Origin of the sequence: Parendozoicomonas callyspongiae (assembly GCF_023502345.1) — a bacterium.
In the GTDB taxonomy this organism is placed as follows: Bacteria; Pseudomonadota; Gammaproteobacteria; order Pseudomonadales; family Endozoicomonadaceae; genus Sansalvadorimonas; species Sansalvadorimonas callyspongiae.
The window spans coordinates 1-22,866 of record NZ_JAMFLX010000034.1; the positions used below are offsets into that span (position 1 = coordinate 1).

The following is a 22,866-nucleotide window of genomic DNA, read 5'->3' on the forward strand; positions in this document are numbered from 1 at the left end:
GGCACCAGATAAATCTGATGCCTCTCTATCTTCCATCTAAAAACGGAAATATCTGAGTGAACTACTAGCAGTAATCAGCAAATGGATTCTCTTTGGATAAAGGCACAACACGCCCTTCAAGAGTCACTTTCTCGCTGGTCACACTGATATCTGCTGAATCAATCACACCTTCGCCAAAGCGATATGTTGGCTCATCTTCACCAGCCAGTTTGCGATTCTCGATGGTCTCTTGCTGTGCGGAAACCTGCTCATTGCGGGTCGCCCACTCGGTCAGGGCACTTTCGCCATGGCGTCTGCCAAGCATCTCCCTAACCTTATGGGGCGCCAGAACAGTCGCCGTGGCATTATTGCCACCAAAGCCCTTGGCATTGAGAAGAGCCAGATCTGTTCCTTCTGCCCCGATATCACGGTGAGCTGTCAGCAGATCCAGACGCTGGTTATGAACATCGTCAGCAATAGCATCAATGCCGGAAATCTGGGGAATCAGACCATAACGCCAGACACCAAGTGTGGATACCAGTTGGTCAGCCGCAGCAGTTGCCAGGGAGTGACCGACATAACTCTTAACTGCCGATACAGCCCAGTCTTCCATACCAAAGGCCGTTGCCACATCATTCAGAATGGCAGACTCAGTCACCCGGTTCTGCGGGGTTCCGGTACCATGAGCCTGGACGAAGGAACGCTGCTGCAGTGATTCTTCGCCAAGAATATTGCGGCCCAGCGCAGCAGCGCGGGCAACTGTCAGGTAGTTACCGGCACCGGGGCTGGAAATGGACTTTTTGGGGCCATCGGCATTCACAAAGACACCAGCCACACCACCAAGGATTTCAGCCCCTGTCGCCAGGGCCAGTTCATCATCCATCAGCACAAAGAACTGGGCGGACTCAGCCAGGGTAAAGCCACAGTTATCGGAGAATGGACGACAGGCACGGCGGTAATCCGGCTCCTGAGATTCAGCCAGAGCATCCAGCAGGCGCAGGGCTTTGTCAGAAGCCAGCGCCCCCATGGTGGCATAGCCTTCAATAACTTCCGGAGTAATCGGCGCTTCGCTGTTACCGACAATCGCTACCCGGGTACGGCCACTCTGGATATCTTCCATGGCATGGCGCAGGTTGTAGAGGAAGGTGGCACAGGCTCCCATGCTGGTACCGGTGGTACCAAGGCTTCCCAGTACATAAGCATTAATAAAGTCGGCGGGCATTTCAGAGAAACCCAGAGGCAGCTGCTTGGAGGTTACACGCTTGCCTTTCAGGCGTGCCTGCAGCATGCCGCCGTTACCATTCTGGTCCAGCTGGCTCATGCTGCTGCCGGCATATACGGAAACCTGCTCCGGACGAACAAACTGATCCAGAGTGTCCCAGTCAATGCCCATGGAGCTGATAGCATCAGAGGCACCATAAACAGTCATGGCCAGACCACGGGGGTGGTTGCGGGAAGGATACAGTTTCTCGGGCTTGAAACCGCTTGGCAACTGACCGGCAGCGTGTACCGGCAGGACAAAGGTTTCAGGAATCAGCATGGCCTGATCAGCAGGAACACTGACCTGCACCAGGGCCTTGTCTTCGGTATCAGATACCTGCCAGCCGGCTGGCAGTGGATCAGGCAGTTGGCGGCGGGACAGCAGCATGGTGCTCGCCCCTTTCAGGCTCATGGACTTGTGACGAAGTACAGCATCGGCATCAAACAGGGAACCATCGAGCTTGCGAACCAGTGTGGCATCAAGGAGAGCCTGGCGATCATCAGCGGCAATTCCGGTCAGGCGGGACAGGCTGGTCAGTGTCTGCGTCACCTCCCGACTATCCAGTGAGTCCAGAACCATGCGTTTATAGGCATGAAAGCCGGATGTGCGGCCAGCCGGACCAATACCACCCTGGGCAACGATAAGCGGGAGTCGGGACATGCGAAAACCTCGACCAAAAACTAAACAAAGATTGCAAAATTATTACCGAAGTTTATTCATTTATTGCCCTCCATGACTGAATTATATGGCCATATAATTAGATAATATAGCCATTAAATTTTGCAACCTGCACACAATACATAGAGACAACCCAGGAAACTATGCAAATTTACCTACTCGCTCTGGATGGGATGATTGCCACCAGCCTGACCCTGCCCCTTGAAATGCTGAATGCCGCCAGACAGATGCAAAGGGCGGCCCGCGACTCCAGACCTGTCTCGGTACTGAGCATCATTGGAGATTCCCGCAAGCCCATTAAAACCACTGGTGGACTGACTCTTCTGCCAGACAGGAGTTACAGGAACCAGCCACAGGCGGATATTATTTTTGTGCCCTCGTTCTGGCGTAACCCGGCTACCCTGCCCCGGCGCTGGCCGGAAGTCTGTGACTGGCTGGCCAGACAGGCCCGCCAGGGAGCCCATATCTGCGCAACCGGCACAGGAGTCTTTATGCTGGCGGAAGCAGGCCTGCTGGATGGCCGCCCGGCCACAACCCACTGGTTTTACTTTGATAAGCTGCAGGAGTGCTATCCGGAGCTTCTGGTCAAGCGACACCACCTGATAACCCAGGCCGGCAATATTTACTGTGCGGGCAGTGTGAATTCCATTGCCGACCTCACTATCCACTTGATTGAAGACCGGCTGGGCCGCTCCTTTGCCAGGCGTGTTGAGCAGCAGTTCTCCCCTGAGATCCGGCGCCGCTACAGTGACCTGTTCTATTCCTTTGAGTCCAGCGCGCCACACCCGGATGAAACCATCGTTCTGGTCCAGCAGTGGCTTCATGACCACCAGCAGGAGAGTATTACCATGCCAGCGGTTGCCGAACGCTTCTCCATGAGCCAGCGCACTCTGAACCGCAGATTCCGGGAGGCAACCGGCATGACACCTCTGGACTGGCTGCTCCGGCTGCGTATAGAGAGTGCCCGGGATCTGCTGGCCAACTCTAACCTTGAAGTCTCAGATATCGCCCAGCGCTGCGGTTTCCAGGCCCCCGGTTACTTCAACCGGGTTTTCCGGAAACAAATGGATACAACTCCGGGACAATATCGCACCAGCGTACGGGGCAAGCTGTTCAGCCCCTGACTATACTCACCCGCTTCATTTTGACCTGAGGCCGGGTATGTCGAGACTGACGCCACTAATAACGATAATTTTTCTTGGATTGATAACCTGCCACGGATGGGCCGAAGAAGAACAGATACCACCAGCAGAGTTGGAGTCGGTCAGTTACGAAGCATCACCCACTTTGCAACATGTCCTTGACCTGGTTGAACATGTTGACAGTCAACTGGAAGAACTCAGCCGCCAGCACACGATTACCGAAGCCATGGCCCTTGCAGGCAGCTCTGCCCTTCTTTTTATCGCTTACAATACAGTTCGCCACAAAATCCTCAGTCATTGCCTTGTCGATTACCGCCTGGCCGAGTTCTTCGCCCGTCTGGGTCGGGAAGATGCCGCTTACCAATGGATTCTGACCATATTTGATTCCATTCTTCCCGAAATGGTTGCAGGCAGCCTGATAACAATTCTGGGAAAAAGCGACCCACGCTTCCCTGAACTATCAACCTATCAAACACTGAAAGCCCAGATATTCTCCATGATGGCGGTCGGTATCCCCGGTACGATCATGCAGCTCCTTTCTTCCAAGACCCGTCTGGCACCTTATCTATGGGGTTATAAAAGCGATATTTTCCGGACTGTTATGGTGGCAGGCCCAATCGTTGTCACAGGAATTCATTCTGCTCTGGCGCGAATGAACCTGGAAGAACAGAGACTTTATAAGAGTCTGCAGCTGAGAAATCTACGCAATAAAGTGCAGCACCTTTTGCCGAATGATGAAATTCCAACTAGACAGATTCCTCACCTGCAGGACGTTATCGAGATACAACCGCAATGATGAAGAAGTACATCCGGCCCTTTGGGCGCAGCGGGCTGGCCCTCGCACTCTTTATTGCTCGGGTAGGACCAGCCCTGGCTGTTGAAGCACCAGCTCTGGATGTTTCCCCTGCGGGCCTCTGGACCACTCTTGATGACAAGTCCCACAAACCAGTCAGCCAGGTCAGAATCTGGAGAGATAACGACAACTGGTATGGCAAAGTGGAACGGATATACGATGACAACAGCCGTGGAGATGCCTGCAAACGCTGCAAAGGGGACAAAAAGAACCAGCCCGTTGAGGGCATGACCATCCTCTGGGATATGAAACAGGATGGGGGAGTCTTCGATAAGGGAAAAATCCTTGATCCCGGAAATGGCAAAACCTACTCCGCCAGCATGAAGCTTCTGGGTAACGGTAATCAGCTGGAGGTTCGTGGCTACATCGGCATCTCAGCCATCGGACGCTCCCAGGTCTGGGAGCGAATTGATGAAGCTGAGAGCAAAACTCTATAGGAGCCTATAAGAAATAGAGGTGAGCACTTTTCTTGCTGAAGTCATAAGTGTTCCCGTCTTCATCGAAACGCACCTTGAAATCAGTTCCAGTTTCAGACAGCACCACGCCATCACCAAAAATAGAGTGGCTGACACGCTCCTGCTGCCAGGCGGGCATAAACTGTTTATCCCTGACTTCTGCCTGTTGATTCCATACCGGCTTCAAGCCTGGTCGAACGGTTTCCAGATAACGGTTCAATATCCCCGACTCCGGAAAGTCCAAAGCCAGCTCATCGGCATCCTCCGACAGCTTATGAAGAGCTTCGCCAGCCTGGCAGGACAGCGCCAATCTCAGCTCGGCAATAAAACGGCTGGGTTGACGATCAGCAGCCAAACCTCGCTGGGTATCACTGGCAGAAGGTGCTGTCACCAGGAAAAGCTGGTCCCTGGCCCGGGTCATGGCGACATAAAACAGACGTCGTTCACTCTCGATACTGGTCTCGCTTAGAATTTCATCGCCATTACTGCAAGGCAGGTGTCTGTCTGTCAGTCCTGGCAGAATCACCACAGGCCATTCCAGCCCCTTGGCTTTATGCATGCTGGTTAAAAGCAGAGAGTCCTGTCGGTTTTTGCTGGTACCGGCTTTACGTCGAGCCCGAAGCTCAGCAATAAAATCGCAGGCTTCTCCCGAAGTTTGAGAGGTTTTCCCGAGATAGCGGATAAAACTTCTTACCGCCATAACCTGCTCGTCCGCCCGATCCCGATCCAGTGCCGACTCCACCAGCCAGCTGTTCAGCTCAACCCTCTGAATATATTGATCCAGCATTTTTACTGCAGCCTGGTCACCACGTTCGATACGGGACAGAAGGCGTCCGCGATCCTGAATTTTGTTCTTCTGATAGTCACTCAAACCCTGAAGATGTTTCTGGGACTGGCCTATCAACCACTTACCATATCCCTGTTCAAGCCCGGCCAGATCCCGACAGAAACTTTTCAGCCACTCGTCCTTGATACCGATATGGGGAAACCGCAGGATCTGCCAGAGTTTCTGGAAACGTGTGTCAACCGGCATAGCTTCGAATTTACCGGCTGCCAGCTCCAGCAAAGCGGTTAACAGCTGAATTTCCTGCCGGTCAAATGCGCCCTTCTCTGCCTCACTGACAAAAGGAATGCCGGCTTCCAGCAGCGCCATTTCCAGTGTGACCGCCTGACTCCAGAGTCTGACCAGAACAGTGATTTCACAGAGTTTGCGACCCGACTCTGTCAGTTCGGCGACTGCAGTTGAAAGCCAGCGGGCGGGATCACTGTTTTCCACTTTTTCAATTCGCGTATCCGCCGTCGTATGGTGAGATATGCAGAGGGTATCACCACGCCCCATATTGTGAGTGATCAAATGATCAGCTACCAAAGAGAGTTGATGACCATAACGGAAGGTATAGCTGAGGGTGTACTGAACCGGGCTTGGAAAATCCTCGGCAAAGATTTTTAAAATGTACTCTGGCCGGGCACCACGAAACTCGTAAATAGTCTGATCCGGATCCCCCACCACCATCACCTGTGCACGACGGCCGGCAATCATTTTCAGCAGGGTATGCTGAACTTCGTTGGTATCCTGATACTCATCCACAAGCATCAGATCCATCCGGTTGGTCACCTGCTCCACCAGCTCAGGCTCACGCAACATCAGCATAACCGGTTCGTACAACATATCGGCATAGGTGATCAGCCTACGCTCTTTTCGCCACTCCTCAAAAGCGTGATATCCCTCAAGCAGTATTTTCTTGCGTGCGTTGTACTCATACTCTTCAAAAACAACTTCAGGTGTACGAGTGGTGCTTTTCACCAGATCAATAAATCCGGTCAACTCGCTGACCCAGGTGCTTTTATCATTCTTCAAAGCATCCCGCATGCTTGCCGGCGCGATGCGCTGAAGAATTTTCCAGCACTCCAGATCCATTCTTGCCCCCGACAAAGGGTCTCCCTGCCAGGATTGCAGCCAACCGTTTTTGACAAAGTGCCGGTAGAGCCTAAGCCCCATGGAGTGATAGGTGCGAATATCAGGAAGGGATACAGAGGCAGAGAAGCTGGATGCTTCCCTGGCCAGCTTACGCTGAAAGTCTTCCCTGGCACTGCGGTTGAACATCAACACCAGTATCCGGTTTGGATCCTGTCCACGCTCAAGCTGGCGCAGTATATGGGCAACAAGTGTGCTGGTCTTACCACTGCCAGCCACGGCAGTCACAATGGCATGGCTGCCACAATGTTCAATTACACGTAACTGTTCGTCGGTCCAGTTCATCAGGGAAATCAAAATGGGGGAAATTCAGGCTGAACGGCGATCTTATCATTAATTAACCAGAAACGTTTGTCTCATTCACGACAAATGAATTGCTAAAGTGCATAGAGAAGCTTTGATTTTCTGGGCACGGACGCTCCATGATACCCGATACTTGGGACTACATGATCCTGTTTACCTCCCTGGGTCTGCTGATGTTAATGCAGGCGGGTTTCCTGTGTCTGGAAAGCGGACTGGTTCGCTCCAAAAACAGCATTAACGTTGCCGCCAAGAACCTTGTTGACCTTATTCTGGCGATACTGCTTTTCTGGCTGGTCGGCTATAGCGTGATGTTTGGGGAGTCGAAAAACGGTTACGCCGGAATGCCGGAAATCTTCAAGTTCGACCCCGACGACACCTTCCATCCTCTTTTCTTTATGTTCCAGGCCATGTTTGCAGCCACTGCTACCACCATTGTCTCTGGGGCTATTGCCGAGCGCTGCAAACTGGTGGGCTATGTTGCAATTGTCATCATCACCTGCGGCCTGATCTATCCGGTTGCCGGACACTGGATCTGGGGAGGGAGCTATACCGGGATCACAACAGGTTGGCTTGAAGAAGCTGGCTTTATCGATTTTGCTGGCTCGACCACTGTCCATGTAACTGGTGGAGCCATCGCCCTTGCGGCTACTTTAATTCTTGGGCCTCGCAAAGGCCGGTTTGATATTGACCATCCCCACGGCTTCCAGGGACAGAACCTGGTGATATCCATCGCCGGTGTATTGATGCTCTGGTGCGGCTGGTTTGGATTTAATGGCGGCAGCAGCCTGTTCTACCGGGAGCAACTGCCAACCATTCTTTTCAATACCACGATTGGCGGAGCAGCCGGTGGCTTTGGAGCCCTGATTTACACCATATGTATTCGTCGCTGTGTTGATATCCTGCTGCTGGGGAATGGCGTTCTTGCTGGTCTGGTTGGAGTCACCGCTGGCTGCAATATCTTCCAGCCGGAGTCTGCTGTCTTTGCCGGTATTGGAGCCGGGGTTCTGGCAAGCTTTGGTTTTGCCATTCTGGAAAAACTGAAAATCGATGATGCCGTTGGCGCGGTTCCTGTGCATATGCTCGGGGGCATCTGGGGCACAATAGCTGTTGCACTCTGGGGAGATGAACTGCTGTTTCCTCGCAACTTCTCCCGGGATGAGCTTCTTGAGGTTCAGCTGTATGGGGTTGGTGCCACACTGCTATGGAGCTTCACTACCGCATTTATTCTGCTCTGGATTATCAATAAGATTCTGCCACTGAGAGTCTCTGCAGAGGATGAGGAAAAAGGGCTCAATATGGCCGAACATCAGGCCAGAACCGAGCTTTATGACCTGCTGCATGATATGAAACAGCAGGAAACCAGCGGGCATTTTGAAATGCCGGTTCGGGTTGAGACTTTTACCGACATTGGTCAGGTAGCGATTCAATACAACAGAGTTGCCAAGCGTTTCAGTCATTCCCAGGAGTCTTTAAAAGAGACCATCCGCAACCTGGAAGAAACCCGCCACCGCCTGGATGCGGCCAGAAAGAAAGCCGAAACAGCCAGCCAGCATAAAAGCGAATTCCTGGCCAATATGAGTCATGAAATCCGCACTCCTATCAATGGCATTATCGGAATGGCGGAGCTGCTTCTTGATGAAGAACATGATGAAAAACACCGCCATTACATTGATGTGATCCATACATCGGCGGCCAACCTGATCAACATCATCAACGATATCCTCGACTATTCCAAAATTGAAGCCGGGCAGCTGTCACTGGAAGAAACCGAGCTCAAGCTTGATGATGTGCTTATGCAATGCCGAAACCTGTTCGCCCTGAAAGCCGAACAGGACAATCTTGATTTTCAAATAACGGTTGGAGACAGCGTTCCCCGCCAGCTGCTTGGGGACCCAACCCGGCTCAGGCAGGTTCTGGTTAACCTATTGGGAAATGCCTTCAAATTCACCGAGAACGGTTCTGTCAGTCTTGATATTACTGGATCAGGCTCCAGCCAGGATGAAACGGTCAGTCTGACTTTCAGGGTTTCTGATACCGGCATCGGTATGTCCCAGGAGCAGCAGCAGATCATCTATGAAGCTTTCCGACAGGCTGATAATTCAACAACCCGAAAATATGGTGGAACCGGCCTGGGATTGACCATATCCCGCAAGCTGGTTCGTATGATGGGTGGCGACCTCTCCGTAGAAAGCGTCGAAGGCCAAGGCACAACCTTTTTCTTTACCCTGACTTTCAAAATCAAGGCTACGGAGAGTCACTACCAACCGGCCAGTTCCTCTCCAGAAAAACACATAGCACCAACACCCAATGATCAGTTCAAACATTTGAAAGTCCTGGTAGCCGAGGACAACAGGGTCAACCAGATGGTCATTCGGAAGTACCTGGAAAAACTCGGCATTACCCCGGAAATGGCAGATAACGGAAAGCTGGTACTGGAGAAGTGGAAATCAGGTTCTTTTGACCTGATCCTGATGGATTGTGAAATGCCTGAAATGGATGGCCTGATGGCAACCAGGGAAATCCGCAGCACAGAATCCGATAAAGATACCGGCAATATCCTGATCATTGGCCTCAGTGCCCATGCCATGGCAGAGCATATACAGACTGCGAAAGAAGCGGGCATGGATGACTACCTGACCAAGCCTCTGACCCTGGACCAGTTGAAACAGTGTCTGGCCAGATATTTCCCTGGTAACAGTGCGCAGCAATCATCCGCCTGATCCCCCTGCCTTTTCTCGCCCCAGTCCCTATAATACGGCCCTCACCGTAAGAACCCTGAAGTTGTCACCATGGAAAAACAGGCCGATCCGAAAAAAGCCGTTGTTATCTACTCCGGAGGAATGGACTCATTCACAGTATTAAATCGTGCCCAGCGCGAAGGCTTTGAGCTGTATGCTCTGTCTTTTAACTATGGTCAGCGCCATAGCAAGGAACTGGACTATGCCCGGAGGGTCTGCGATGAGCTGGCTATCCCGCTGAAAGTTGTTGATATTACTGCAATCAATGATCTGGTTGGCGGCTCGGCACTGACTTCTGACGATATTGAAGTCCCTGAAGGTGACTACGCTGATGACAATATGAAGCTGACGGTTGTCCCCAACCGCAATATGATTCTGCTGTCACTGGCAACCGGTTATGCCCTCTCGATCGGGGCCGGCAAAGTCTTTTATGGTGCCCATTCCGGTGACCACACAATTTATCCGGATTGCCGGCCTGAGTTTGTCGACGCTGTTAATGAAGTAACCAAGATCTGTGACTGGCAGCCGGTCACCATCGAGGCCCCCTACCTGCATCAGAGCAAGATTGAAATCCTGCGGGACGGGCTGGCCATGGGTCTCGATTATGGAAAAACCTGGACCTGCTACAACGGTCGGGAAAAAGCCTGCGGCAAATGTGGCTCCTGCGTTGAACGTCTGGAAGCATTTGAACTGAACCAGGCAACCGATCCTCTGCCATACGAAACAGGTGCTTCGGCCTGATGTACAGCGTAAAGGAAATCTTCTACACCCTGCAGGGTGAAGGGGCCAATGTTGGCCGCCCTGCCGTGTTCTGCCGTTTCAGTGGCTGCAACCTGTGGAGTGGCCGGGAGCAGGATCGGGCTACCGCTATCTGCAACTTCTGCGATACCGATTTTCGCGGTACAGATGGTGAAGGTGGAGGGAAATTCACTACAGCGGATGAACTGGCCTCAGCTGTTCGTGCCAGGTGGCCATCTGAATATTCTGACAATCAGAGCAAGCCACTGGTGGTCTGCACCGGCGGAGAACCTCTGCTGCAGATGGATAAAGCACTGATCGACAGCCTGCATAATGCTGGTTTTGAAATTGCCATCGAGACCAATGGCACCAAGCCTATCCCGGACGGAATTGACTGGTCGGTTGTCAGCCCCAAGGGCACAGCCGAGGTTGTTGTGACTGAGTGCGATGAACTGAAGCTGGTTTATCCTCAGCCTGAGGCTATGCCCGAGCAGTTCGAACATATCCGGGCAAGCCATTATTACCTCAGCCCTATGGCTGACCCTCACAGGGAGTCGGCTGACCTTCTCTATAGGGATTGTGGCACGCAGCAGGCTATCCAGTATTGCCTAGATCACCCCCGCTGGCGCCTGAACCTGCAGACCCACAAGGTTATCAATATTCCTTAACAGCCGAATGGGCTGAGCATGGTTAAGTTCAGCATTGATGGCCGGAGCCGATAATTCCGGTATCCGGTCAATCAATGCAATAACAAAAGCGCTATGCCTATTGATCCCACCAGACCCGCAAGCCAGACGTCTTCTACATTAGCTCCCAGACATTCTGATATTCCTGAAAAGATAATTGAGAAATCAGGGCAACGCTCCGTAATTTCAACAACAAATAAATCCCCCCTGAGTGAAACAGATCCGGGGTATTCTTCTGATGAAAATAATCGATCAATATCGTCTCGTACCACCTCTACATCGGCATCTGACTTTTCTGACACCCTGGGCTCTGCAGGCAGCCTGGATGATCTGACATTTATCTCCCCCCAGAGCGATAACCCTCATTTTGATTTTTCCCGAGAGTATCAACTCGACAAGGTTCCATTTGCCCAAGGCAACTATGGCAGAATTTACCGGGTTACTCAGGAAAAGAAACTTCCAGAGGACAAGCAGCAGACAGATCAGAATAACCAGACTCAAGAGAAGACTCACAACACGTTCGCTCTGAAGGTGGCCTTTCCCAAATACAATCTCGATGATGAACAACAGATCATGGAGCAACTCCCACCCCATAAAAATATTGTTGGCTATGAAGGCTACATAACCCTGGGAGACAAAGCCGGGCTTATGTACGAGTATATTGATGGCCCAAAACTGGGGTTACTTGTAGATGACCTCTGCACTTCTGGCCTGCCTGCTGACGAGCTTTTTAATGCCTGGAAATTCGTAAGCCAAGGGCAATTCAAATCCGTCGATCATGTTCACAAAAGCGGCTTGGTACATTGCGATCTAAAGCCGGATAATTTTCATATTCTCAAGTCAAACAAGGATTCCAAGCTCCTTGATTTCGGGGCATCGGTAAGAATTGGTGATCCCGTTTTCTGCGCCCATGAAAGCTATACAGCACCTGAGGCTCTGGACTCACTGCTCAAGGGCAAGGAAGCAGGTATTCCCGCTGATCCCTCGATGGATTGTTACGCCTTGGGACAGATGCTCTACAGGGATCTGACTGCACTTCAGGGTGAAAGCGGCAATGCATTTATTGCAGGGGCAGATACCAGCGGTCATCCACCAGGGGAGCGTGGAGCGAGAGTCCATCTCATCAAAAAAGCGATGGAAAACTATTCTTCTCCTAATAAAGATGGAAGCTACAAAACCGCTCTACCGGCTCCATCGCCGGAAGTTACTGACGAGGACCTAAACCGGGAATCTGTCCGACTCAGCCGCCAGGAATTGATAGGTTCTGGTTCAGAACGGCTAGACACCTGGGAGCCGGAAGGGTTTGAGGCATTTCACGAGTCGGCTGTACGGTTCAAACAGGAATCTGTTCTTCTGACAGATCTAATAAACGGGCTTATGCACCCAGATCCTAAGCACAGAACAACTGCAGCTCAGGCTTTAGAACATCCATGGTTTACGACCAATCCTGTTGATGAAGAAAAGGCCATCAAAACTCTAAGCCGCATTATGGTTTAAAGTCTTGCAATACTTCCCAGGAAATATCTGAAGTCATACTCTTTTCAGGTATCAATACCAGATACCTGCTCTGCCTCTATATCTCGGCATAGCCAAAGCTACGGCAGTCTTTTATATGTACTGCTGATTCATTAGGGCACAAACCCCTTTCTTTCCTAAAAGAAAACCAGTCTTGCCTTGCATTAATCAGATGATTACTGAGAATAAGAGCTAGTGCCAGCCCTCGAATACGGAGAATTCGTTGCTCACCCTTTATCATTCCAACCGTCTTGATGTCCTCAGGGAACTTCTTGTTGAGCTGATCCGTCGTGACCCGCTGACAAACCCTCTGGAAGATGAACAGATTCTGGTGCAGAGCCCGGGCATGGCCCGCTGGCTGCAGCTGGAAGTGGCAGAAGCCTTCGGTATTGCCGCCAGTATCGAGTTTCCCTTGCCCGCAACGTTTATCTGGAAAATGTTTATCCAGATTCTTGATGATGTGCCGGATCGGTCGGCCTTTGCCAAGGACAGCATGACCTGGAAGCTGATGGGGCTTCTTCCGCAATGGCTCGAAGACGAGCGCTTTGCACCCTTAAAACGCTATTTGGAAAACGACGAAGATAAGGTACGCCGTTACCAGCTGGCAGGAAAGATTGCGGATATTTTTGACCAGTATCTGGTTTATCGCCCAGAGTGGATTGCCGACTGGGAAGCCGGTAATGACAGGCCAGAACTCACCTCGGACCAGAGCTGGCAACCGGCTTTGTGGCGGGCGCTTGTCGAAACAACAAGAGAGTTGGAACAGTCGCACTGGCATCGCGCCAATATGCATCAGTCTTTTGCGGCTGCACTCAAGAATGGGCATTTCAGAGGCAAGCTGCCAAAGAGATTGTTTGTCTTTGGTATCTCTGCCCTTCCGCCAGGTTATGTGGAAGCCCTCCATGCCCTGGGAGAACAGTGTGATGTGCATCTGATGATCACCAACCCCTGTCGTTATTACTGGGGTGATATCCGCGATGCCCGTTACCTGGCTATGCTTGATGCCAAACGCTTCAAAGAAGGTGTGAATCCGGAGCAGCCTGAATCGCTTGAAGAGACCGGCAACCCACTACTGGCTTCCATGGGCAAACTGGGCCGGGATTACCTTTATCAGCTGCAGGAACTTGGTGCCGCTGAAATTGATGCGTTTGCTGATATTGACCGGGACAGTCTATTGCACTGTATTCAGTCAGATATCCTCGAACTGCAGGACAGCACCAACCAGAAACACTCCATCGCCACAGAAGATACTTCTCTCAGTTTCCACGGCTGCCACAGCCCTTTGAGAGAAGTGGAAGTTCTTCATGATCATCTTCTGAGTCTGTTTGATAAAAACCCTGAGCTGAAGCCTCGGGATATTATCGTAATGGTGCCGGATATCGACAGCTATGCGCCTTTCCTGCAGGCCGTGTTTGGCAGTGCATCCGGTGAGCGTTATATACCCTTTGCCCTGTCTGACCGAAGTGCAGCCCAGGAACATCCTGTACTGGCTGCCCTGAACAGGTTGATGACTCTTGACCAGAGCCGGGCCAGTGGACCTGAGCTTCTGGAGCTGCTGGAAGTCAAAGCGATGCAGTCCCGTTTTGAACTGGATGCCGATGACCTTGCAACCCTGCAGCACTGGATTGAAGATGCCGGAATTCGCTGGGGCCTGAACCCGGAACACCAGGCTCGTTTCGACATCCCGAAACGGACGGAAAACACCTGGCTGTTTGGCCTGCGTCGTATGCTTCTGGGTTACGCCATGCCTGCTTCGCAGGGTATTTTCCATGACGTTATGCCTTCGGACCTTGTCCAGGGCATGAATGCCGAACTGGCAGGTAAACTGGCCGACTTTATTGAAAGCTGTGAATGGCTGGTGACACAGCTGGATAAGGCACGCAATGCCGATAACTGGACCCTGTTCCTGAACCAGCTTCTGGAACGCTTCTTTCTACCCGACAGCGATGATGAGCAGGTTCTGCAGCGCATTCGCCAGGCACTGGAAACTTTCCGCCAACAGCTGACTGATGCCCGCTTTGAGGAACCTCTGCCCAGAGCTGTTATGGTCGACTGGCTGCAGGAAAACCTCGACAATACCCGCAACAGTCAGCGTTTTCTGGCTGGTCAGGTCAATATCTGTACCCTGATGCCAATGCGTTCCATTCCGTTCAAGGTGGTCTGCCTGTTGGGAATGAACGACAGTGCCTATCCACGCAGTCTGCCACCTATGGGCTTTGATCTGATGGCAAAAGACCCGCGTCGTGGAGACCGCTCACGCCGGGAAGATGACCGTTACCTGTTCCTGGAAGCACTGCTCTCCGCCCGGGAATCTCTCTATATCAGCTATGTCAGCCGCAATATTCGCGATAACACCGAGCGTTTTCCCTCTGTGCTGGTAACTGAGCTGCAAAACCTGATTCGTGAGAGTTTTGTCACTGACGATGGTAAAGATGGTTCAGCGCTGGTTAAAAATCTGTTTACCCAGCACAGTCTGCAGGCTTTCAGCTCTGCAAACTTTATGGCCGATAACCTGGAGCGAAGTTTTGCCAGAGAGTGGCTGCCTGCAGCAGAGGGTAAAGGTGAACCAGCACAACCATTTCTGACAAACAGTCTGCCGGAGCTCAACAGGGCTGAAGATGGCCGGGATGATATTGAACTGCCACTGGCTAAGCTGATTACTTTCTGGAACAACCCCTGTCAGGCCTTTTGCCAACAGCGCCTGAAAGTCTTTTTTGATGATGAGCTGGAATCCGCTGAAACCCGTGAACCTTTTGCCTTGTCAGGCCTGACCGGCTGGCAACTGAAAGACAGCCTGGTCAGACAGTATCTTGAGCACGGCTCAGATCAGACACTGGGACAGCAGGCCCAGGCAACAGGTATTCTGCCCCATGGTCACTTTGGCAGACTGGCCATAAAAGAGTTGAAATCTGATGCCACCAATCTGGCGGGCCTGGTTGAACCCTGGCTGAAAAACAGACTCTCTGAAGATCTGGAAGTCAATCTGCTGCTGAATGACAGTCGCTTAACCGGCTGGCTGACCGAGATACACCGGCATGGTCAGGTGTTCTGGAGGACCGGCAAACTGCGTGAGAAGCACCGTTTCAGTGCCTGGATTCAACACCTTTGCTTTTGTGCCTCCACCGGAGTGATTGGCAAGACCTATTACCTGACTCAGGACGAACTTTTTGCATTTACGCCGGTGAACCCTGAAGAAGCCTTATCGATGCTTTCTGATCTGGAACGTCTGATGCAACAGGGCCTGACCCGCCCTCTTCCCTTTTTCCAGCGCACAGCCTGGGCCTGGATACAGGAAACTGCCGGGGAAATAGGGCTATCAGACGATGAATCGGTACTGGAGTCAGCCAATGACAAAGCGTCCAAAACTTTCTATGGAACTGGCTTTGGTCCGGCTGGAGAATGTACCGATGCCTATATCCAGCGCTGCTGGCCGGAACTTGAGCCTGCCCTGAATGGTATGTCAGAGCTGATCAGACAAATTCTGCAACCTCTTTACGCCCACTATCAGAAAATAGATAAAGAGGCGCTACCCGAATGAGTAACAGCATGAATGAAACGGTGGACAGGGACGCACAGAATCTTGATCCATTAACCCTGCTACTGCACGGCCACCGACTGATAGAAGCCAGTGCCGGTACCGGTAAAACCTGGACTATTGCAGCCCTCTACCTGCGTCTGTTACTTGGCCATGGCCGAGAACAGAACAGTGCCCATTGTCAGCCATTAACCGTTGACCAGATACTGGTGGTGACATTTACCGAGGCTGCCACCGAAGAGCTGCGTGATCGTATTCGCGGCCGTATTCACCAGGCTCGCCAGGCTTTTCTTTCTGACACAAGCGATGATCCATTCCTGAAAGAACTGCTGCAGGATCTTGGTGATCACCCGCTGCAGGCCAAACGCTTGCTGGCGGCCGAACGGCAGATGGATGAAGCTGCCATTTTCACTATCCATGGTTTCTGCCAGCGGATGCTGAAACAGCATGCTTTTGAAAGCGGCACCCTGTTTACCAGTGACCTTCTGGAAGATCAGTCGGAACTGGTTGCCGATGCGGTTGCTGACTTCTGGCGCAGAACCATGTATCCGTTAAACGAGGAGCTGACAGATCTGACCCGCCAGATCTGGAAAGCCCCGGAAAACCTGCAGGCCAGCCTGCAGTACTGGTTAAACCAGCATGGTCTGAAAATTGATGAAACCGGTATTCCTGATTCCATGGCGGATCTGGATAAACGCATTCAGGATATCCGTCAGATAAAAGCACTCTGGCTGGAACAGCGTGATCTGATTGAAGCAGAGCTGGCAAAGATTCTGCGGAAAAACAGCAAACCCTGGAAACGGCTGGCGGAGATGGCCGACTTTGCTGCCAGCAGCAGCCTGATACCACAGTTTGGCAAAGAGAATGGCTGGGAATTCTATACCCTGGAAGCTCTTGCCAAAGCCTGCACCAAGGGCAAAACAGTACCTGATCTTGAGATTTTTACCCGTATTGAACAGCTGCAGGATCAGGCACTGGATATCAAGGAAGCCTTCAGGGGCTTGATTCTCCGTGATGCCCTGAAAGAAGTGCAAAGTCGTCTGATACAGCGTCGCAATGAGCTGCGCAAGATGATCTTTGATGATCTGCTGATTAAACTCGACCAGGCCCTGCAATCATCAGGTGGTGAAGCGCTTGCTGACCATATCCGTGATATCTATCGGGTGGCCCTGATTGATGAATTTCAGGATACCGATGCCGTCCAGTACCGGATCTTCAGCAATATCTATCCGCAGTCGCACACCGATAACGGACTGTTTCTGATCGGTGACCCAAAGCAAGCTATTTATGCATTTCGCGGTGCGGATATCTTCACTTATATCCAGGCCCGCAAGGCCATCACCAGCCGCTACACCCTTCCCCGAAACTGGCGTTCATCAGCTGATATGATCAGTGCCACCAACCATCTGTTTGACCAGGCACAATCGGCATTTATCTATGACCAGGATATTCCCTTCCTGCCGGTTGACTCTTCACCAGATGCCAGCTCCCGAGGGCTATTGATTGATGATCAATCGATGCCAGCGTTGAAGTTGTGGTACCAGGATAATGGTGGTTTTGCTATTGGTCGTGGTGACTATGAACAGACCATGGCTGATGCCACTGCATCTGAGATCAACCGGCTGCTAAGTCTGGCAAAAGACCAGCGCTGTCTTACCGGAAGCAAGGATGGCCAGAAACCGTTAACACCCGGAGATATTGCCATTCTGGTACGAACCGGTGCCCAGGCGGAAAAGGTTCGGCTGGCCCTGAATGAGCAGAATATCGCCAGCGTCTATCTCAGTGATCGCAGCTCAGTGTTTGATTCCTATGAAGCACTGGACCTGTCCCGCATTCTGGCAGCCTGCCTGGAACCTACCAGCGAACGCAAGCTGAAAGCCGCTCTGGCAACGCCACTGTTTGCACTGCAGGCCAGTGCGCTGGATGAACTGAATAATGATGAACAGTGCTGGGAAAATGCGGTTGAAGAATTTACCGGTTATCACGACAAATGGATGCATGACGACGTACTGCCCATGCTGCGCCACCTTATCAGCAAACGACAACTGGCTGAAAACCTGCTTGCTGATGCCAATGGCGAACGTCGACTGACCGACCTGCTCCATCTTGGAGAACTGCTGGCAGCTGCGGCCAGGGAAAAGGATACACCTCACGCTCTGCTGCGCTGGCTGCAGGAGCGTATCGCTTCTCCGGATCAGAATGCCAAAGACCAGCAACTTCATCTGGAAAGTGAGCAGAAGCTGGTCAAGATCGTCACCATCCATAAATCCAAGGGTCTGGAATATGGTGTGGTGTTTATTCCTTTTGTCTGTACCTGGAGAGCAGCAGAACAAGGGGTTTACCACGACGAAGACAACAACTATCAGGTAGTCGCCAACCTGCTGGCGCAACCGGAAGCTTTGGAGCAGGCAGATAAAGAGCGTATGGCCGAAGATCTGCGCCTGCTGTATGTAGCCCTGACCCGCTCCGTCCATGCCTGCTATATGGGCATTGCACCGGTCAAACGCCGTCCCCGTAAGCAGGATATTGAAACCCATCTTAACCAGACTGCCTTTGGTTATCTGCTTGCCAGTGGCAATATGATCGATACAAAAGCACTGGAAGAGAGCCTGCATAAACTGGGCGATGGGTGTTCTGCTATCAGTATCTCTAAAGTACCTGAACCCATGGCAGAACCCTACTCATCTCCTGAGCAATCTACTCCTGAACTGTCCGCAAGAGAGTTCACAGGCCGCATTGACAATAACTGGTGGATGACCAGCTATTCAGCCCTGTCACGTAAAGCTTCTCACCAAAAAGCAGATGTGAATCTGGATGCCAGCCATGAACTGGCCGGTGTGGACCAGGAAGTTCAGGGGCAGGACGTTGAACCTGTCACCATTGAACGGGAACCCTACACTTCTCTACTCGACTTTCCCCGTGGCGCACGACCCGGCACCTTTCTGCATGAGATTTTTGAGAATGTTACCTTTGAAAATCCCCAGCAGGATGTGATTGCAGAAATGATTCGGGAGCGACTACTGGTTAATGGCATTGAAGACGAGTGGCTACCAGTATTACAGACCATGGTCAACGATACCCTGTCAGCGCCGTTAAACGAGCAAGGGTTGAAACTGACTGATCTCCAGTCTGGTGATTACAAACCCGAGCTGGAATTTAATCTATCTCTTGGTCTGCTTCAGTGTCATAAGTTGAATACTTTACTGCGAGAGAGCTCTGATCCACTGTCACCCAAAGCCGGTAATCTGGATTTTTACAATGTGCGCGGACTGCTCAAGGGCTTTATCGATCTGACCTTCCAGCATAATGGCAAGTGGTTTGTTCTTGACTGGAAATCCAACTGGCTGGGCGAAACTACCAGCGCCTATACCCATAAAGCCATGGCCGATGCCATGATTGACCACCGTTATGATCTTCAGTATCTGATCTACACGCTTGCTTTGCACCGCCTGCTGAAAACCCGGCTTCCTGACTACGACTATGACACCCATATCGGTGGAATCTTTTATATCTTCCTGCGGGGTATCCAGCCAGATAATCCTGAGCGGACGGGGGTTTATGCCCACAAACCGGAACGTGAACTGATTGAAGCCATGGACAGATTGTTTGCAGGTGAACACACAGACAGCAAGGAGGCGAATGTATGCTGAATACGCTGCGTCAACTGGCAGATAGCAAAGTGATTCGTCCTCTGGACTACCACTTTGCCCGCTTTCTTTCTGAGCAAACTGATGATCCGGTCGCTCTTCTGGCAGCAGCCCTGACCAGCAGCGAGCTTGGACATGGCCATACCTGCCTGAATCTCAGGCATACAGACCTCTGGCAAATGCTGGGACAGAACGTCCATGAGGATGCAATACGACAGTGCCCTCCGGTTTCATCATGGGGAGAACATCTAGGCAACAACCCTGTTGTTGGTGATGGCTCTCAACCATCACCACTGGTTCTGGACGGTGAACGCCTGTATCTGATGCGCTACTGGCAATATGAGCAGGAGATTGCTGAACGGCTGAACCGCAGTACCAGTCTGCCAGTGGATCAGGAGAAAACACGAGAGGTTCTTGATCGACTATTTCCTGAGCCAGTAGCCGAGGGTGAAGTTAACTGGCAGAAAGTTGCTGCGGCAGTGGCGGCCACCCGCAATATTTCCGTTATCAGTGGCGGACCAGGTACCGGCAAAACAACAACGGTAACCCGTTTGCTGGCCCTGCTGGTTGAACTGGCGCTGATCGACAGCCCTGATCGTTACCCAACTATTCATCTGACAGCGCCAACCGGCAAAGCGGCAGCTCGACTGACGGAATCAATTGGCCTGGCCCGCAGCAAACTGAACTGTGATAAACAGGTTCGCTATGCCATTACTGACCAGGCTTCGACCCTGCACCGCTTATTGGGTGTTATCCCAGGCCGGGCAGAGTTTCGTCATAACCGCGAAAACCGGCTGCATCTGGATATCCTGGTGGTTGATGAAGCCTCGATGATTGATGTCTCTCTTATGGCGCGCCTGCTGGGAGCGCTACCCGATAATGCCCGCCTGGTGCTGCTGGGCGACAGGGATCAGCTGGCCTCGGTTGAAGCAGGCAGTGTTCTGGGTGATATCTGTTCCGGCATTAATGATGGCTACTCTCACGAACAGGTAAAAACTCTTTATGCACTCACCGGTTACCCTCTGTTTGATCAGGATAAGAAACAGGGGCCGGCCATAAAAGACAGTCTCTGCCTGCTTCGCCGAAGCTATCGCTTCGATGCTAACTCCGGTATCGGAAAGATTGCCAGGGCCGTCAATGAAGGCGATCGCAACAGCGTTGAATCTCTCTGCCAGCAATCACTACCTGATATTGAACTGCACTACACCGGTGATCTGCAAAATCAGTTATTAAGAAAAGCTGTTGGAGGATACCGGCCCTATCTTGAGCTACTGAATAACAGCCAGAACCCGGTTGAGCGGGCCGGTGATATTCTGGATGCCTTTGACCGTTTCCAGGTTCTCTGCGCATTAAGAGAGGGCCAGTGGGGTGTAGGTGGATTAAATGACCATATTCGCCATGCACTTGTTACAGCCGGATTAGTTGAGAACGATGTCACTTGGTACCACGGCCGCCCAATTCTGATAACCCGTAATGAGCCATCCCTTGAACTCTATAACGGTGATATTGGTATCACCTTCCAGACTGATGAAAACCGTTTTCGAGTCGCTTTTCCAACCCCTGATGGCAATGTCCGCTTTCTGCTTCCCAGTCGACTGCCGGAGCATGAAACGGTATTTGCCATGACGGTTCATAAGAGCCAGGGTTCTGAATTTGACCGGATTGTGCTGGCATTACCAGACTCTCCATCCCCAGTAGTTACAAGAGAGTTGGTTTATACCGGAATTACCCGTGCCCGAAAGTCTCTGGTGCTATTTGCTCAGCCGGATATTCTCGGCGCAGCGGTTGAACGACCTATCGAGCGAGTGACAGGGTTGGCCGAACGGCTCCAATAACAGCTTTTCATCTCAATTCAGCAGGACTGTCAGCCAATCTGACAGCCCTGTTATTTCCATATACTTCAGTTCTATCAACAATACTCCTTTGGTGTTGATGAGACAGGGATATGTTCAGAACAAGCTTACTTGAAGGAGTTGATCAATTTATTACGCTGGAAGAAGCGGCTAGACTTCTCGAGGGGAACACGGAAGAAGAATCACTGACCAGTGATAATGAAACAGGTATGTGGAGCCATCGAAAATGTAGCCGGACATCCACCCCTGAACTCAATCAAAATCCATTAGAAGAAGACAACAGTGGATACACTACTGTCTCGCAGGGAAATGTATCATCCATTTCCAAAGAGAGCTTAACTAATTTGCCTGGACGTAAAATCAGTGCTGGCGGTTCCAGTATCGTTTTTGAGGACAGCAAGGCAGATTCTAAAGCTGATGATGAACCTGCCAATGATCAGCCTCAGGATTCCACATCATTACCAACTCCCAGCAATAAAAAAATTGTCGAAGGGTTACAACCCTCTGATGACAGCCCTGAAAGCACGCCTGACAGTGAAGGTAATAGACTCCTGCTGGGGGCATTTCATTATCAGCCTCCTGCAGAGTTGAAGTCAAAAAGCAAAAATCTTTGCCAAAGAACAGATAATGACGAAAAGAACAAGACAACTTTAGAGACAGAAGCCCGTTTACACTACCCGGCAGAGGATGGGAGCTGCGCCCCCTGGGTATCCCGTACAAGAATTATGACGAACTTCAGTAGCAAGCGCAGGAAACTTAACCTGTCTTATCTTGCCAGCGAAAAAAGTATCCATGAAAAACTGCATCACCATAATATTTGCCGCTTTCTTGGCTGTTCAGTTTTTTCAGATGAACATCACCTGGAACTTGTGCTGTATACAGAGTACTGCGGAAAACATCCCTATAAGGTTTTGACAAGTATCCCTGGCTCTGAACATGGCAAACATATTCTTGACTGGACAGGCCAGTTAATGTCAGCACTCACATATTTACATGGGAGATATATTCTCCACCGTGATATCAAGCCTGCTAATCTGGCTATCGACTCAACAGGGCTGCTTCGTCTTTTCGACTTTGGTCTGGCAAAAGATATTAGATGGACATGCCCAAAGGACGCGTCTGGCTCACCTATGTATATGTCCCCGGAAGCCAGAAAGAAATTACCTCAGGGGAAAAAGTCTGATCTCTATTCACTTGGGCAAACAGTTTTGAGAATGTGTGTGCATGCCCATATTTTCACTGTTGATTATCCACGTGAATCATCAATGGTTCTGCCAGTTATCGGTTTCCACGAAGCTTTTGACAAGACACTCGAACATAGAAAACTTCGTAGAATTATTAATGGAGTTAACCTTGTCGAACCCACAAAACGTGAGCCGTTGGTTCTACTGCGTTTTTTCTTAACAACTCAAAGTGTTGGTAGTATTTCCCGACAAGGGCCACCAGTTGCTGGCAAACCAGTAAAGCCTGAGAATAGTAAAGCAAATGATTAAAACGAGGAAAAAGCA

The 22,866-nt window shown here is 51.3% G+C and carries 13 protein-coding genes; 11 read left to right on the forward strand and 2 right to left on the reverse strand.

Annotation, left to right across the window (positions count from 1 at the left end):
• Window positions 1–64: 64 nt before the first annotated feature.
• A complete protein-coding gene (locus M3P05_RS18055; RefSeq protein WP_249701484.1) occupies window positions 65–1,900 on the reverse strand; it encodes a beta-ketoacyl synthase in 1,836 nt (611 codons plus the stop codon).
• A 161-nt stretch (window positions 1,901–2,061) separates the two neighbouring features.
• Between M3P05_RS18055 and M3P05_RS18060 the strand changes: the two genes are divergently transcribed.
• Genes M3P05_RS18060 through M3P05_RS18070 form a run of 3 tightly spaced genes read left to right on the forward strand, consistent with a single transcriptional unit; the run spans window position 2,062 to window position 4,350 of the window.
• Complete coding sequence (locus M3P05_RS18060) at window positions 2,062–3,042, forward strand: GlxA family transcriptional regulator (protein WP_249701485.1); 981 nt, start codon at window positions 2,062–2,064, stop codon at window positions 3,040–3,042.
• A 37-nt stretch (window positions 3,043–3,079) separates the two neighbouring features.
• The gene (locus M3P05_RS18065; RefSeq protein ID WP_249701487.1) at window positions 3,080–3,856 is read left to right on the forward strand and encodes a hypothetical protein; all 777 of its coding nucleotides are present in this window, start codon (window positions 3,080–3,082) and stop codon (window positions 3,854–3,856) included.
• On the forward strand, window positions 3,853–4,350 hold the full coding sequence (locus tag M3P05_RS18070; protein ID WP_249701488.1) for a DUF2147 domain-containing protein: 498 nt from the start codon (window positions 3,853–3,855) through the stop codon (window positions 4,348–4,350). The genes M3P05_RS18065 and M3P05_RS18070 overlap by 4 nt, the downstream gene beginning before the upstream one ends.
• A 4-nt stretch (window positions 4,351–4,354) precedes the next feature.
• Here M3P05_RS18070 and M3P05_RS18075 read toward each other — a convergent pair whose 3' ends face one another.
• A complete protein-coding gene (locus M3P05_RS18075) occupies window positions 4,355–6,628 on the reverse strand; it encodes an ATP-dependent helicase (RefSeq protein ID WP_249701491.1) in 2,274 nt (757 codons plus the stop codon).
• Window positions 6,629–6,765: 137 nt separating this feature from the next.
• Here M3P05_RS18075 and amt point away from each other — a divergent pair, with 137 nt between their 5' ends.
• The 8 genes from amt (at window position 6,766) to M3P05_RS18115 (ending at window position 22,851) form a co-directional block, all read left to right on the forward strand.
• On the forward strand, window positions 6,766–9,366 hold the full coding sequence (amt, locus tag M3P05_RS18080; RefSeq protein WP_249701493.1) for an ammonium transporter: 2,601 nt from the start codon (window positions 6,766–6,768) through the stop codon (window positions 9,364–9,366).
• Between the two features lie 69 nt (window positions 9,367–9,435).
• On the forward strand, window positions 9,436–10,125 hold the full coding sequence (queC, locus tag M3P05_RS18085) for a 7-cyano-7-deazaguanine synthase QueC (protein WP_249701494.1): 690 nt from the start codon (window positions 9,436–9,438) through the stop codon (window positions 10,123–10,125).
• Complete coding sequence (gene queE / locus M3P05_RS18090) at window positions 10,125–10,790, forward strand: 7-carboxy-7-deazaguanine synthase (RefSeq protein ID WP_249701495.1); 666 nt, start codon at window positions 10,125–10,127, stop codon at window positions 10,788–10,790. Before queC ends, queE begins: the two co-directional genes overlap by 1 nt.
• A gap of 93 nt (window positions 10,791–10,883) precedes the next feature.
• On the forward strand, window positions 10,884–12,305 hold the full coding sequence (locus M3P05_RS18095) for a protein kinase domain-containing protein (RefSeq protein WP_249701496.1): 1,422 nt from the start codon (window positions 10,884–10,886) through the stop codon (window positions 12,303–12,305).
• Between the two features lie 241 nt (window positions 12,306–12,546).
• Window positions 12,547–15,861 (forward strand): exodeoxyribonuclease V subunit gamma, encoded by a 3,315-nt coding sequence (gene recC, locus M3P05_RS18100; RefSeq protein WP_249701497.1) that lies wholly within the window; start codon window positions 12,547–12,549, stop codon window positions 15,859–15,861.
• Window positions 15,858–19,508, forward strand: a complete 3,651-nt coding sequence (gene recB, locus M3P05_RS18105) for an exodeoxyribonuclease V subunit beta (RefSeq protein ID WP_249701498.1) — start codon at window positions 15,858–15,860, stop codon at window positions 19,506–19,508. Before recC ends, recB begins: the two co-directional genes overlap by 4 nt.
• Entirely contained in the window at window positions 19,502–21,340 is a 1,839-nt protein-coding gene (recD, locus tag M3P05_RS18110) for an exodeoxyribonuclease V subunit alpha (protein ID WP_249701499.1), read from the forward strand. Before recB ends, recD begins: the two co-directional genes overlap by 7 nt.
• Before the next feature lie 110 nt (window positions 21,341–21,450).
• Window positions 21,451–22,851, forward strand: a complete 1,401-nt coding sequence (locus tag M3P05_RS18115; RefSeq protein ID WP_249701500.1) for a protein kinase domain-containing protein — start codon at window positions 21,451–21,453, stop codon at window positions 22,849–22,851.
• Window positions 22,852–22,866 lie beyond the last annotated feature (15 nt).